At 47.0% G+C, this 14,627-nt stretch carries 11 protein-coding genes; 7 read left to right on the forward strand and 4 right to left on the reverse strand.

Annotation, left to right across the window (positions count from 1 at the left end; translation table 11 throughout):
• The first annotated feature begins 245 nt into the window (after positions 1-245).
• From dnaJ to GX419_01720, 6 genes are all read left to right on the forward strand, one after another.
• Positions 246-1,391, forward strand: a complete 1,146-nt coding sequence (gene dnaJ / locus GX419_01695) for a molecular chaperone DnaJ (GenBank protein NLI23404.1) — start codon at positions 246-248, stop codon at positions 1,389-1,391.
• A gap of 68 nt (positions 1,392-1,459) precedes the next feature.
• Positions 1,460-2,392 (forward strand): ATP-binding cassette domain-containing protein, encoded by a 933-nt coding sequence (locus GX419_01700; GenBank protein NLI23405.1) that lies wholly within the window; start codon positions 1,460-1,462, stop codon positions 2,390-2,392.
• A gap of 18 nt (positions 2,393-2,410) precedes the next feature.
• On the forward strand, positions 2,411-3,763 hold the full coding sequence (locus GX419_01705) for an ABC transporter permease (protein ID NLI23406.1): 1,353 nt from the start codon (positions 2,411-2,413) through the stop codon (positions 3,761-3,763).
• Positions 3,760-4,704 carry a Ppx/GppA family phosphatase gene (locus GX419_01710; protein NLI23407.1) on the forward strand — a complete coding sequence of 315 codons (945 nt, stop codon included), beginning with the start codon at positions 3,760-3,762 and terminating at the stop codon, positions 4,702-4,704. Before GX419_01705 ends, GX419_01710 begins: the two co-directional genes overlap by 4 nt.
• A gap of 4 nt (positions 4,705-4,708) precedes the next feature.
• Positions 4,709-5,875, forward strand: a complete 1,167-nt coding sequence (locus GX419_01715) for a sigma-54-dependent Fis family transcriptional regulator (protein NLI23408.1) — start codon at positions 4,709-4,711, stop codon at positions 5,873-5,875.
• 9 nt (positions 5,876-5,884) lie between these two features.
• The gene (locus GX419_01720) at positions 5,885-7,249 is read left to right on the forward strand and encodes a hypothetical protein (protein ID NLI23409.1); all 1,365 of its coding nucleotides are present in this window, start codon (positions 5,885-5,887) and stop codon (positions 7,247-7,249) included.
• A gap of 47 nt (positions 7,250-7,296) precedes the next feature.
• Here GX419_01720 and GX419_01725 read toward each other — a convergent pair whose 3' ends face one another.
• The 4 genes from GX419_01725 to GX419_01740 form a co-directional block, all read right to left on the reverse strand.
• Complete coding sequence (locus tag GX419_01725; GenBank protein NLI23410.1) at positions 7,297-9,291, reverse strand: hypothetical protein; 1,995 nt, start codon at positions 9,289-9,291, stop codon at positions 7,297-7,299.
• A gap of 6 nt (positions 9,292-9,297) precedes the next feature.
• Positions 9,298-10,779 carry a Gfo/Idh/MocA family oxidoreductase gene (locus GX419_01730; GenBank protein ID NLI23411.1) on the reverse strand — a complete coding sequence of 494 codons (1,482 nt, stop codon included), beginning with the start codon at positions 10,777-10,779 and terminating at the stop codon, positions 9,298-9,300.
• Between the two features lie 33 nt (positions 10,780-10,812).
• Positions 10,813-11,556 carry a DUF1080 domain-containing protein gene (locus GX419_01735; protein ID NLI23412.1) on the reverse strand — a complete coding sequence of 248 codons (744 nt, stop codon included), beginning with the start codon at positions 11,554-11,556 and terminating at the stop codon, positions 10,813-10,815.
• 68 nt (positions 11,557-11,624) lie between these two features.
• Positions 11,625-12,821: an oxidoreductase gene (locus GX419_01740; protein NLI23413.1), complete on the reverse strand. Its 1,197-nt coding sequence runs from the start codon at positions 12,819-12,821 to the stop codon at positions 11,625-11,627.
• A 230-nt stretch (positions 12,822-13,051) separates the two neighbouring features.
• On the opposite strand from GX419_01740, the gene GX419_01745 reads away from it, so the two are divergent.
• Positions 13,052-14,344 carry a beta-lactamase family protein gene (locus tag GX419_01745; GenBank protein NLI23414.1) on the forward strand — a complete coding sequence of 431 codons (1,293 nt, stop codon included), beginning with the start codon at positions 13,052-13,054 and terminating at the stop codon, positions 14,342-14,344.
• The last annotated feature ends 283 nt before the right edge of the window (positions 14,345-14,627 follow it).

Consider the following 14,627-nt stretch of genomic DNA (forward strand, 5'->3'; position numbering starts at 1 on the left):
GTGGTAGGAGAATAAGAATGCGAATAATTGCAATGTGCCATCGGAAAAATGGGAAATCGGGAATGGGAAATTGCAGATAGAAAACAGGAAATGAGAAATTAAGGCTGATTGGTGAAAGGAAATATGAAAGAAATGAACAGGTTAGCCGAATAATTGGGTACAGGAATAGACGCAGAAAAACGTTGAACAGAACAAAGAATTAAAAACCTGATCCTGCTTAAGTTTGGATCATTGCACATAACCGTATGTCAAAGCGTGATTACTATGAAGTGCTGGGTGTTCCGCGGAACGCTACCAGGGAGGAAATCAAAAAGGCTTACCGGAAACAGGCGTTGAAATACCACCCTGATAAAAACCCCGGAAACAAGGAGGCTGAAGAAAAGTTCAAAGAAGCAGCCGAGGCCTATGAAGTGCTGAGCGATGACGAAAAGAGAGCCCGTTACGACCAGTTCGGGCATGCCGGTGTGGGTGGCGCATCCAACGGCGGCTTTGGTGGCGGAATGACCATGGAAGACATATTCGAACACTTCGGCGATATTTTTGGAGGTCACTTTGGTTTTGGCGGATTCGGAAGCTCGCGCAGCCGGGGAAGAAGGGTGAATAAAGGAGCCGACCTGCGGGTAAAAGTAAAACTGACCCTGCAGGAAATTGCTACCGGCGTGGAAAAGAAAATCAAACTCAACAAATATATACCCTGCGATGCCTGTGGTGGTACCGGAGCTGCCGGCGGTTCATCGTACAGCACCTGTTCTACCTGCCGGGGTTCAGGTATGGTTACCCGTGTTACCAACACCATTCTCGGACAGATGCAAACCACTACAACCTGTCCTGCCTGCGGTGGGGAAGGCCGGGTAATCACCAACAAGTGTTCGCATTGCTACGGCGAAGGAATCATTCAGGGAACCGAGGTGATTACCTTGAATATTCCGGCCGGCGTGAGTGAAGGCATGCAGATGACCGTCTCGGGCAAGGGAAATGCAGCCCGCAGGGGCGGAATCAATGGCGACCTGCTGGTCATCATCCAGGAAGAATCGCACCCTGAACTCATCCGTGACGGAAATGACCTCTTCTACAACCTCTATATCACCATTTCCCAGGCTGCTCTGGGAGCCCACGTAGAAGTACCTACCATCGACGGCAGTGTGAAAATAAAGATCGACCCCGGTACCCAGCCGGGAAAAATCCTTCGGGTCCGGGGTAAAGGCCTCCCCGAACTCAACGGCTATGGCAAAGGCGACCTGCTGGTACATGTCAATGTATGGATTCCCAAGGACCTCAGCCGGGAAGAACGGAAAATTTTGGAAAAATTGGAAGAATCTCCTAATTTCAAACCCAAACCTGACAAAAATGACCGCTCCTTTTTCGAACGGATTAAGTCGGCGTTCGACTAAGGAATAATATACATTCCCTGTTTTGAAAACAGACCATTTAAACAACCAGCATACCAAACCATCCTTTTATGCCTGAAATTTTCCGAGCAGAACACATTGAAAAGAACTATGGCACATTCCGTGCCCTTGACGATGTAACCATTTCCGTTGAAGAAGGGAGTATTTACGGTCTACTTGGCCCCAATGGCGCCGGAAAGACTACCTTCATCCGGATTGTAACCCAGATCACCGCACCCGACCGGGGGGAAATCTTTTTCATGGGGCGCAAACTTACTCCCGACGACGTGTTGCACTTCGGGTATCTGCCGGAAGAACGGGGACTTTACCGTAAAATGAAAGTGGGAGAACAGGCCATCTACCTGGCACGCCTTAAAGGACTTTCCCGAACCGACGCACTGAAAAAACTCAAATACTGGTTCGAAAAATTCGAAATGCAAAGCTGGTGGAACAAAAAGGTTGAGGAATTGTCCAAAGGGATGCAGCAAAAAGTGCAGTTCATCGTTACCATCCTGCACGAACCCAAACTCCTGATTTTCGATGAACCATTCAGCGGCTTTGATCCCATCAACCAGGCTTTGCTGAAAGACGAAATCCTGGACCTTCAGAAAAAAGGGGCCACCATTTTCTTCTCCACCCACAACATGGCTTCAGTAGAAGAATTGTGCGACCATATTACCCTCATCAACAGGTCAAAGGCAATCCTTTCGGGCGAAATCAATGCCATTAAACAGCAATACAAGGCAAATTTGTTTGAGATATCGTTCCGGGGAAACCCCGAAGGCCTTAAATCCTCCCTGCCCTCCGGCTGCTCCCTTGTATCGGTTGAACCACTTCCTGCAGGGCACAAGGCTCTTGTACAAATGAACAGACCGCCAAGCGACAACGAACTGCTCTCAGCCCTTCTGCCGGCGGTGCACATCGATTCGTTCCGCGAAGTCCTTCCGTCCATGAACGAAATCTTTATCCGTGTTGTTGAAAACGCCTCCGCAAATCAGTTTTAACCCCAGAAACCAATAGCCATGAACAAAATACTGCTAATCCTTCAGCGCGAGTTTATAACCAGGGTGCGTAAAAGATCGTTTATTATCATGACCCTCCTGGGGCCTGTTTTATTTGCCGCCTTCATGATAGTCCCCATCTGGCTGGCTACCCAGGAAGACAAGGAAGTTAAAGTAATTGCGGTGGCCGACAGCTCCCATTTGTTTGTCAATGCCATTCCTCCCGGCGACTTTATAACTTTTGTATACCCGCAGAACGTTTCAATGGATACACTGAAAAACCAGCTTCTGCGCGGCATGTACTATGGCATTCTGTACATCCCCCATAACATTTTCGCCTCCGAAAATGTTTTGCTGTATACCGTTAAGCAGCCCAGCCTGAGTACCAGGATGTACATTTCCAATACCCTGAAAAACATGCTTCAGGATGCCAAACTCATTAAAAACAACATTCCTCCCGATCTGATCCGCTCCATCCGCACCAGCATTACCGTGGGGACGGTGCGACTTACTGAAGAAGGGAAAGAAAAGCGAAGCAGTTCAGATGTAGCCAGCATCGTAGGATATGCCGGCGGTTTCCTGATCTATTTCTTTGTCTTTCTCTTTGGCGCACAGGTAATGCGCGGGGTGATCGAAGAAAAAACCAACCGCATTGTGGAAGTGATCGTATCGTCGGTTAAGCCCTTCCAGCTTATGATGGGTAAGATCCTCGGCATTGCCCTCACCGGGCTGGTACAATTCATCCTCTGGGTGGTGATTTCTCTCTTCCTTTACCAGGCTGCCCAACAAATGTTCTTTCCCCAGCTTTCAAAGACCGCCACACAGCAGGCACTGGCCCAGAATGTAATGGAACCCGGAGCCGGAAAAAACATTGTAGAAACCCCTGAAAAACCTATGAACGTGGAGGAAAATGCCGAAGCTGTTCAGATGTTTGAGGCACTTAAGCATGTCAATTACCCCCTCATTCTGGGGACCTTTATTTTCTTCTTCCTGGGCGGATATCTGCTCTATGCCGCCATGTTTGCAGCCATCGGTTCGGCCGTGGACAACGAAACCGACACCCAGCAGTTCATGCTTCCAATAACGGTTCCGCTCATCATTGCCATCTTCGTAATGATCAAAGCCATGAACGATCCCGACAGTTCCGTTGCGTTCTGGTTTTCCATTATTCCGTTTACTTCGCCGGTAGTAATGATGACCCGTATTCCTTTCGGAGTACCGGCATGGCAACTCATCCTCTCCATGTTCCTGCTGGTAAGCACCTTTATTTTCATGACCTGGCTTGCCGCGAAAATTTACCGCACCGGTATTCTGATATACGGCAAGAAAGTGAACTGGGCTGAATTGTGGAAATGGATCAAATATGCCGGATGATGAGAGCAGCTATCATTGATATGGGAACCAACACCTTCAACCTGCTGATAGCCGAATCGCAGGAAGGAGGAACGTTCAATGTATTGCTCGACCGCAAGCTTCCTGTCCGGCTGGGAGCGGGTGGCATTACACAGAAAATCATTACACCCGAAGCCATGGATCGGGGTTTCAGGGCACTGGAAGAACACGCGGCTACGATGAAAGAATTTGGACTAACCCATGCCAAAGCTTTCGGCACTTCAGCCATCCGTTCAGCCCGGAACGGAAAGGCATTTGCCGATCAGGTTTTCCAGCGTTTCGGCTTCGATGTGGAAATCATCTCCGGAAAAAGGGAGGCTGAACTGATTTACAAAGGCGTGAAACATGCTGTGCAACTTACCGAACAGCCTGTTCTCATCCTCGATATCGGCGGCGGAAGCAATGAATTCATCATCGGCGACAGGGAAAATATTTTCTGGAAGAAAAGCTACAAGCTCGGCGTAGCGCGCCTTCTGGAAGAAATGCATCCGTCCGATCCCATTACCCCTGAAGAAATAACAAAAGCCGAAAACCTCTTCCGGATGAGCCTCAGGGAGCTTTACAAAATGGTTCCCATGTATGCAATTGACACCCTGATCGGAGCTTCCGGCTCTTTTGAAACCTTCAGTGCGCTTCTTCGCTCCGAAGCAGGCAGCAGGTACGCCACTTCTGGGGGTGAAGCATCCATGGAAATTTCCCTGCCTGATTATTTCAGACTGTACGAACAGCTTCTCAGGTCAACCGCCCAGGAACGAAGCAAAATGCCCGGCATGGAGCCCATCCGGGTCGACTATATTGTTCTTGCTTCTGTTTTTGTTTCCTTTGTGCTGAGGGAATTTTCGATTAAGAAACTGATTCAGAGCAACTATGCCCTCAAGGAAGGCGTCATGGCCGAATGGATGGAACAATCTGGTGAAAACTGATCATATGGCCCGCATACTTGTTATCGACGACGAAAAAAGCATCCGGAGTACCCTGAAAGAGGTGCTGGAATACGAAAATCATTCGGTGGCACTGGCGGCCGACGGACCCGAAGGCCTCGAACTCCTCGATAAAGAACATTTTGATGTGGTACTCTGCGATATCAAAATGCCCCAGATGGATGGCATTGAGGTACTCGAAAAGATCATGGCCGGAAACTATGACACGCAGGTGATCATGATTTCGGGGCACGGAACCATTGATACTGCCGTGGAAGCCATTAAGAAAGGAGCCTTTGACTTTATTTCCAAGCCCCTTGATCTGAACCGGCTGATGATTACCATCCGCAATGCCCTCGACAAAAAGCACCTCATTGCCGAAACCCGCACGCTAAAACGAAAGATTGACAAGGCCTATGAAATGGTAGGCGAATCGGAAGCCATGCAGAAAATCAGGGAGCTGATTGACAGGGTGGCTCCTACCGACGCCCGGGTGCTGATAACCGGCGACAACGGCACGGGAAAAGAACTGGTAGCCCGCCAGCTGCACGAAAAAAGCCTCCGCGCAGAAGGACCTTTTGTGGAAGTCAACTGCGCCGCCATTCCTTCCGAGCTCATTGAAAGCGAGCTGTTCGGCCATGAAAAGGGAGCATTTACTTCGGCCATCAAACAGCGTATCGGCAAATTTGAGCAGGCAAACGGAGGTACACTTTTCCTTGACGAAATCGGCGACATGAGCCTTTCGGCCCAATCCAAGGTTTTGCGCGCACTGCAGGAAAACAAAATCACCCGGGTAGGAAGCGACAAGGATATCCCCGTCAATGTGCGCATTATTGCCGCCACCAATAAAGACCTGGCCACAGAAATCAGGGAACACCGGTTCCGCGAAGACCTGTACCACCGGCTGAGTGTCATCATTATCCATGTACCTTCCCTGAACGAACGGAAAGAAGACATCCCCCTCCTTGCAGAACATTTCAACCAGCTGATCTGCGAGGAATACGGCATACCGAAAAAGGAAATCACCCCTGACGCCATTGCTGAACTGCAGAAAATCAACTGGACAGGCAACATACGGGAGTTCAGGAACGTGCTGGAACGCCTCATCATTCTTTGCGACAAGACCATTACCGGAAAGGATGTAATCAGTTATGCCCAGCCCATATCAAAATAACTTCCAGGAATGAATTCCTCAGCCGGAAAACTTTCTGCTGCCGCCATCATTTTGGCCTTGCTGGCTTCCGTATGGATATCGTACAACCTCAAAATATGGAAAAGGGAAAACCGTGTGCTGGTATGGGATGTAATGGAATACTATTCCTACCTTCCGGCCACTTTCATCCATCACGATCCTACCTTCCGGTTTGTAGAAAACAGCTCTGATGAAGTGCGGAAACACTTCTGGGTGCACACGGCCCCCAACGGAGGAAAGTACATTAAAATGACCATGGGAATGTCGGTTCTGTATGCCCCGTTTTTTCTTATGGCCTGGGCAGTTGAATCACTCTCTTCATCCGGCCCAGTTTACGGATTTTCAACCACCTTTAAGTTCTTTATGATGCTGGGCAGCTGGACGTACCTTCTCCTTGGCCTTTTGTTCCTCCGTGCGGTCCTGCGGCGCTATTTTTCCGATGTGGTGACGGCCATTACCCTCTTTTCGATAGTGGCAGGCACCAATCTGCTGTTTTATTCCAGCATAGAGGCCTGCATGTCGCACGCCTACAATTTTTCCCTCTTTGCGGTCTTTCTCTGGCTTACCATCCGTTATTATGAAAAACCATCCACTGCGCGCCTTGCGGTTATCGGCCTTCTTGCCGGCCTTATCAGCCTCATCCGTCCATCGAACAGCATCCTTCTGCTGGTATTCTTCGGATGGGGCATAACCAGCCTTTCCGATCTCAAAGAAAGAATTACCTTCTTTCTTTCACGAATTCCTTCCCTGATGCTGATGGGATTCTGCATTCTGCTCGTCTGGCTTCCCCAGATGGTTTTATGGAAAATCAACACAGGGCACTGGATGTTTTACACCTATGGTGATGAAGGATTTTTCTTTACCCGGCCGGCGCTTCTGAAAGGATTGTTCTCGTGGCGGAAAGGCTGGCTGCTTTACACTCCCATGATGGCACTGGCCCTTACGGGATTTCTGTTTCTGAAAAAACGCATTCCGCAGGCTTTCTGGCCTTTGCTCATTTTTACCATTGCCAACATCTGGATCGTGACCTCATGGTGGAGCTGGTGGTACGGAGGAAGCCTGGGCATGCGGCCAATGATTGACTCCTATTCCTTGCTTGCCCTTCCCCTGGCCGCTTTCATTGCATGGTTTCTTGAGAAGAAAAGAAGCATAAGGATAGCTGGTCTGGCACTCATCTTTTTGCTGAATTTTCATTCCGTTTTCCAGACCTTTCAGTATTACTACGGTGCAATCCACTGGGATTCCATGAGCCGGAAAGCTTACTTCAGCAGTTTCGGACACCTGCATCCGCAGGCCGGTTTTCAGGAAATGCTCGACCCGCCCGATTATGCAGCGGCAAAAAAAGGCGTTCGTTGATGTAAACTATCCTATTTATTGCCTGTTCCATTAGCTTTGTTGCCCTATTACCATAAAATAACTGAAGAAGTGTCTTTACATTTCATAAAATATGCACTGACATCATCGAGAAACAATTCTCTTCCAGCCTTGTTCCACACATAAACATTCATATTGAATTCATCCTTAAGCATTTCAAAGTTGAACGGGAATTCTGCTTCAAACAACTTCCATTTATTCACTTGCGTTTCATCAATATTAATTTCCTTTGATGACCAAAAAATATTAATATTATGGCGTTTCAGCTCAAGAACCATATGTACATCGTTAATTTTTTCAATACCATTGCACCAAAACTGTAGTTTTGCAATTAAAAAATTGCATGGTTGCGGAGCAATGAAAAAACTATCACATATCAGCTTAATAAATTCCTTTCCCCTGTCGATCTTCAAACAATATCTTCCGGAATGTGGATTGTCAGATGTGAGATATGTTCCACAGGTTTGTGCATCATGCTCAAAATCAATAATTTTAAAATAAATTGTGTCATACGCCATCCCGCCTTCCGTTGCCAAAGCAGGCAGGGAATCCTTAACCCTTTTAAATATATGAACTTCAAATGCATTTGGGTTGGTAAACTTCTTTGCTGAAATAAATCGTTTAACCGGCAGGAAATACGCATTACTGTATAGCTTTTGCAATGGCATTCTCCCTTCTTGGGGGCTATAATGTGAATCCCAGACTATAATTGAACCAGGTTTTACGGAATCTTCGGGCTTTTCTTTATTAAGATCTGAAAATCTTCCCAGAAAATTTGAATCAAACGGATCTGCATTTAGAGGCAAAGGCAGGTAAGGATGTGCATAATAAATTTTTACCGAATCTCTTCCATAATCTGGTTTAAGGAATTCCCCTGCCTTCTTCATTATTTTTTCCTCCTCCCCCATTCTAAATGGAAAATACCATCGGGTAAAAGGGTTTATAAGAACTATGACAGCCATCAAAAGAGATATAATAAAAAACAATCTGTCATCTTTTAAAAGTGAAACTGTATTTAACCCTCTTAATGCAATAAGAGAAGAAACGGGAATAAGGGTAACCATATAACGTGTCATTCCCAGATTAGTAATTATTCCCGGTAAGAAATACATTAATGTGTGCAGTGTAAGAATGGCAAAAAATGAACCATATATCAAAAATAGTTCTTCCAAATATAAGCCACTGGAGAGTTTTCTGCCAATAACAACTTGCAGGACAAATGCAAACAGACCCAACAAAATGAGTACAAAAATGGCAGTCCCCCATATTTCGTTTTGTTGAAGAATATAATGAAAGAATTCGCCTTTTCCACCCGCATAATTCTCCCTGAATGACTGGTGTTGATGGACTAACCATAGAATGTCTCCATGCACAAAATAACCGATTATTGTATATAATGCAGTCCCTGTAAAAAGCAGTAAGATTTGGAGATACTTCCTTCTGACTAAAAATAGCATTGCTATTAAAGGAAGTATAACATAGGCTTCAGACCTGATAAAGGGAAGGAAAGAAGCAAGCAATGATGCGATGCCATATTTTTTTTCTGTAGCTTGCCAGATGACAAAAGAAAGAACACATCCAAACATTGGTTCTGTCAGGCCGGTATTAATCACAGGGAAATAAACAGGAGCGAAAAAAATAAATACGGGAATAATCCACGCATTTTTAAATCCTGATATTTTCGCTGTTTTCCAGCAGAAGAATGAACTTAATGCTGCACAGAGAATCTGAAAAACGCTCATCCCAGGCAATCCAAATTGGGAAAAAACCGAACTAAAAAGAGTAAATACGGGTTTTCCCCAAAGATACATCAGCAGAGCAGGATGCTTCCAGCTGTAACGGGAGATAAAATAATGTTCCAGCCCGTCACCGGTATCAAAAGTTCCTTCTGCAAAATAGCAGATCAGGAAAAAAAGAACAGAAAAGACAACAAGAATGAATAAAAGAATTTTCTTTTCATTCCGGTCTATCAGCTCTGTTGTTGATTGAGTAAACCATTTGACAAAGTTGTTTACAGACTTCATGTATTTTTAAATTTCCCATCCGCTCCGGTAATAAGGTTTAATCAAGGCGTCGGCTTCGGGCACTCCGGTTGTCATTTTAACCGGGTCCCATCTCAGTTTTTTTCCTATCCGCATGGCAATAATTCCCAGGCAAAGGGTTTCGGTAACGGGTCCTGCCACTTCAAAACGTGCTCTCGGTGGTTTTCCTCCCCTGCAGGCATCAATCCAGTCTTCGTAATGCCCTCGTGAACGTTCAATGACCGGTGGTGGCGGAGAAAATTCCTTGTTGCGGGCAGAAGGAATCAGCCTGGGATTTCCTCCGTGGAATTCGGCCAGGATTTTTCCGTAGTCGCCAACAAACAAGAGGCCTTCATTGGGCATTCCCAGCCCGTCTTCATCCAGCTCGGCCGGTTTGGGCGGTTTTATTCCTCCATCGTACCAGTAGAGATCAACAGGAGGCATGCCAGCACGTGCCGGAAAACGGAAATGGGCCGTCATAGCCAGGGGATGGCTGACATAGTTTACCGGGTGAGGTACGAGGTTGGTTACACCAAAAGCCGTATTGGCATAAGCCTCAACTGTTTCAGGGGCAGTGAGCTTCAGTGCCCGGAATACCGGGTCGAACGAATAGCAGCCCATGTCGCCCAGGGCGCCGGTTCCGAAATCGTACCAGGCACGGAAAACTGTATGGGTATATTTATAGCTGAAGGGCCTCCATTCAGCTCTTCCCAGCCAGAGGTCCCAGTCAAATCCCTCCGGCACAGGTTCTTCGGCCGGCAACTGGGTAAATCCTGATTCCCATACGGGCCGGTTCGACCAGTTATGCACCTCACGCACCGGACCAATAGCTCCGCTCCAGATCATCTCGCACAGTTTGTCAGTTGATTCGGCAGATGCATTCATGGTTGCCACCTGCGTCGCCACCTTTGTCTTTGCCGCCGTTTCGGCCAGCAGACGAGCTTCATACACCGAATTGGTCATCGGTTTCTGGCAGAAAACATGCAGCCCTTTTTCCATGGCTTTCATAGCGATATACGCATGCTGATGATCAGGTGCTCCGATTACTACTCCGTCCAGATCTTTTTCCTTTTCGAGCAGTTCCCTGAAATCGGCATAGGCATTGCACCCCTTGTACTTAAGGTCTTTTTGCTTGCCATACCAGGTGTTTACAATCTGCCTTGCCGGTTCCCTTCCGGCACGGCAACCTTCCACCCCCTCATCCCAGTTGGGCTCGCCGATTGCATTGCGGATGGTACTCCGTAATTCGTAAGGGCCCCAGTTCTGATAGCGTGTATCTTCTTTCACCGGGTCTGCCACTGCAGTAATAAGAAGATCAGGAATTTTGAGCAGCTGGAGCATGACTCTGGTTCCCTGGGTACCGGTTCCAATACAGGCAATTTTGAGCCTGGGAGGAGGAACATTCTTTTTTACCTGCCCTGACAGTGCTGTGGGCAAAACAGCCGCACCCGCCACTGCAGCGGTCTGCGAAATAAACTGCCGTCGTTTCATTGGTTACAGGTTAGTGGTTTGGGATGTAAATTCCTACAATTCACGTATGTAAATATTTCTGAACTGGACAAGGGCCGGAGGACTTACCCACTCGCCATTTACCTTGTCGCCATGATGCTGAAGTCCGATAGGACCGCTGGCGGGAAGTCCGGGCAGATAGGCCCCCTCAATAACAGGAATCCCGTTCAGTTCAACGGTGAGGAAATCATTCTGCAGGGTAATTTTGAAGGTATTCCATTCACCAATATTATGATCGGCATTGACTCTGGGAGTGACTGCCCTTCGCACTGCAGGAGGCATGGTTTCGTCCATGCGGTATCCGTAAACTTCACCGGAACCTATGGGCCAGCACCAGATGTTGACCTGCGATTTGCCCTGTCCGCGGAGCAATATACCGGAATCTGAATCCGGAACAACAATCTGGATCTCCTTGCCATTCTCATCGCGCTTATGCAATCCGCTGGGAAGAACGATGGGAACACGGGGATTTTTCCATGGAGTAGATTTGATCCTCCAGTCGACATAGAGCACGAAATCTTTATAGCTTTTTTCCGTCCACAGGTTCTTATCGCCTTTGGCCTCACTTTCGGCGTCATAGTCGATCACTCCGTTGATAATTTTCCAGTGGCCATTGTCGCCCTGAGGAACCTTCCAGCCGGTAAAGTCTTTTCCATTGAAAAGGGGTACAAACCCTTCGGGGATATCTGCTTTCTGAGCATCTGCAGGGAGTATGCCGGCCAGCAGAAAAAGAACAAAAGGAAAAAATAGATGTCTCATAGAAGTAGGTTTTGTTAGTTTGGGTGAATAAATATACGAATTATTTGAGGAGGGGAAATGCACTCTCCTTATACCAAAAATTCCCTGGGTACGTCAGCAAGCCGCTCCACATCCCGAACCCTTTGGGCAACCGGCAGTCCATGAGGACACGAGACCGTGCATGCCGAACACTCAGCACAGGCACCCTTCAGATGGGAACTGTTGTCGATTACCTCCCGCGCCAGCGCCATATCACGGTATCCGTATGTGTACATATAAGCCCTCATCAATTCAGGCAGGGGCAGGTGCTTGACGCATTGTTTCTCGCAGGTGCGGCAACCAAAACAAAAGAGGGATGAGGTTTCTTTGCCCTCTTCCCGGTGCATAGGTTCCGTAAGCCGCAGATCCCTGAGTTCATCTTCCGTGAGTGTGATGTCTGACATCACACTCAGGTTTTCTTCCAGCTGGTCGAAAGTTGTACAACCCGGAATGGCCGTATGAATATTCGGATTTTGAAGAGCCCATTTCAGAGCGGCCCTGGTATTGATCTTCTGCGTCTTCTCCCGGTCCCAGTATCCTCCGCCTGCCATTGTCTTCATGGCAATAATGCCAAGCCCGGCACGGCCGGCTTCTTCCAGGGCAGCATGCATGTCGCTGTCATTATGCATCATAAAATTATAGCTGGTGAGCACCACCTCATAAAACTTGCTTTCAACAGCCCAGCGCAATACCTTTGCCATATTGCTGTGGGTTGAAAGCCCGACAAAACGTGCTTTCCCTTCTTTTTTGGCTTTGGCCAGCGCATTCAGATAATTCTCATTGAACATATAATCCCGGTTATCAACCGCATGCAGATAGAGCATGTCCACATAATCCAGTTTCAGCCTTTTCAGGCTTGTATTGAGCATGCTCAGAAATTCCTCGGTTGATATGGGTTCACGGGGATGGATTTTGGTAGTAATCACAAAAGAATCACGGGGCCTTCCTGTTAAAAGAATACCCAGCATTTCTTCATTTCTGCCCTGCTGATAACCGTTTGCCGTATCAAGATGGATAATTCCTCCATCCAGTGCCGAACGCACAAGGTTCGGATTATCTACCCGCATAACGCCAAGACTGACAACAGGCAACTGAATGCCGGTCTTCCCGAGCGTTCTGTAAATAATATCCTTTTTGCGGTTTTCGGCCGGAATACTATCAGCATGTGCGGCACGTGATGCCAGAGGCACCATACTCCCTGCCAGCCCGGCAGCGGAATATTGCAGAAATTTTCGACGGTTGAGCATACGATTCCTTTTTTTATGCCTATAAAAATACAGAATGATTTTGTAACATGCCATACAAAACCCGACAAAGCCCCTGACCTTCAAACCGAAATTAACTTTATCTTCCTGAAACGTTCAAAAAAGTATCTGAAGAAAAGTAACTCCCGGAATTTTGAAGAAAGCTATAAATGTGTACATTTGTTTTCCTGACGGATTTCTACCAAAATGTTGCTTTCTTAAAAATCAGAATTATGAAAACTTCCTGGCTTTTTCTGCTTCCGGTTTTGATTTTATCAATGTGTACCGCCCCTTCACTGAACGAAAAAAAAGAAGCTCCACAGCATTTTTCCCTGGCTGTCAATGTTTCTGACGAAGGTTTCGACCCGGTGCGCCTGGCACGGATCGATTCGTTGTGTGAACATGCCATACAGAATAACATTCTTCCCAATGTTGTTACGTTTGTGGCACGTCATGGCAAAATTGTTCATTATAAAGCGTTTGGCTTCCGGAACAGGGAAAAGAATATTCCGGTACAGAAGGATGATATCTTCCGGCTCGCTTCCATGAGCAAAGCCATCGTTACCGTGGCCCTGATGTCATTGTATGAAGAAGGAAAGTTCCTTCTCGATGATCCCCTGGCCAAATACATCCCGGCCTTCAGCAACATGAAGGTAATGGAGAATTTCAATCCGCAAAAGGGAACTTTTACCACGCGCCCGGCCAAAGGGCCGATAACGATCCGGCATCTGCTAATGCATACATCCGGAATTCATTATGGTAATCTTTCAGGAAATGACCTTTATGAGAAGGCCGGAATTCCAGTGTTGCATTCCAAAGACAGTTTGACCATTGCCCAGGTGGTTGACAGGCTTGCAGCCCAGCCGCTTGCTCATGACCCGGGGGCCGGATGGACATATGGCCTGAATACCGATGTAATTGGCCGGCTGGTGGAGATATTTTCAGGGAAACCGCTGGACGTTGCATTAAAAGAAAGAATCTTTGATCCGCTCGGGATGAAAGACACCTGGTTTTACCTGCCGGAAAAAGATTATTCGCGGTTTGTTACGCTCTATGGAAAAGAACATGCCGACAGTGCTCTGAAATTGTCAGAAAATGATTTATTCCAGACCTATGCTGTTTCCGGGGCAAAAACCTATTTTTCAGGAGGAGCCGGCCTGGTGGGACCCATTGAGGATTATGCCCGCTTCTGCCAGATGCTCCTGAACAGGGGTACATTTAACGGAAAACGGATTCTGAGCCGCAAAACCATTGATATAATGACCATGAACCAGATTGGCGATTTCGGAGTGTGGGGCGGGGAAAACAAATTCGGACTAGGATTTGAAATTATGACCGAAAATTTCAATCGTCACCTTTTGGGAAGCGTGGGTTCGTTCAAATGGGGCGGTATGTATTATACCGATTACCTGATTGATCCGAAGGAGGATCTGATTTTCCTGTTTTACACAAATGTATTTCCGTATGCGGGACCTGACCTGCATCAATATTTCAGAGTTCTGGTTTATCAGGCCCTTGCCGATTAAAGAGATATCGCATATCCAGGCTTTGTTTTTCGGCTTTTCGCTGTTCGCCGTTCGCTGTTCGCTCAGGGTTATACGCTTTCCGCTATTGTTTATCCTACACTTAAAAATCTCAAATCACAACTCATAAATCACAAATACCAAACCACAAACCCTGCGTGCAAAGCCCAAATCGAAATCAACAATCGATGAACGAAAGAATTGTGATTCTAGATTTCTGATTTCTGATCTTTTTGATCCTGAACGAAAACAAATAAAATCTCAAATCAGAAATCACAACTCACAA

The sequence above is a fragment of the Bacteroidales bacterium genome, from assembly GCA_012517825.1.
Taxonomy (GTDB): Bacteria; Bacteroidota; Bacteroidia; order Bacteroidales; family JAAYUG01; genus JAAYUG01.

Excerpts from the sequence above, each read along its gene's own strand:
- GX419_01735 (NLI23412.1), bottom strand. The coding sequence starts at position 11,556 with ATGAGACATCTATTTTTTCCTTTTGTTCTTTTTCTGCTGGCCGGCATA.
- GX419_01715 (NLI23408.1), top strand. The coding sequence starts at position 4,709 with ATGGCCCGCATACTTGTTATCGACGACGAAAAAAGCATCCGGAGTACC.
- GX419_01705 (NLI23406.1), top strand. The coding sequence starts at position 2,411 with ATGAACAAAATACTGCTAATCCTTCAGCGCGAGTTTATAACCAGGGTG.
- GX419_01740 (NLI23413.1), bottom strand. The coding sequence starts at position 12,821 with ATGCTCAACCGTCGAAAATTTCTGCAATATTCCGCTGCCGGGCTGGCA.
- GX419_01745 (NLI23414.1), top strand. The coding sequence starts at position 13,052 with ATGAAAACTTCCTGGCTTTTTCTGCTTCCGGTTTTGATTTTATCAATG.
- GX419_01710 (NLI23407.1), top strand. The coding sequence starts at position 3,760 with ATGATGAGAGCAGCTATCATTGATATGGGAACCAACACCTTCAACCTG.
- dnaJ (NLI23404.1), top strand. The coding sequence starts at position 246 with ATGTCAAAGCGTGATTACTATGAAGTGCTGGGTGTTCCGCGGAACGCT.
- GX419_01720 (NLI23409.1), top strand. The coding sequence starts at position 5,885 with ATGAATTCCTCAGCCGGAAAACTTTCTGCTGCCGCCATCATTTTGGCC.
- GX419_01730 (NLI23411.1), bottom strand. The coding sequence starts at position 10,779 with ATGAAACGACGGCAGTTTATTTCGCAGACCGCTGCAGTGGCGGGTGCG.
- GX419_01725 (NLI23410.1), bottom strand. The coding sequence starts at position 9,291 with ATGAAGTCTGTAAACAACTTTGTCAAATGGTTTACTCAATCAACAACA.
- GX419_01700 (NLI23405.1), top strand. The coding sequence starts at position 1,460 with ATGCCTGAAATTTTCCGAGCAGAACACATTGAAAAGAACTATGGCACA.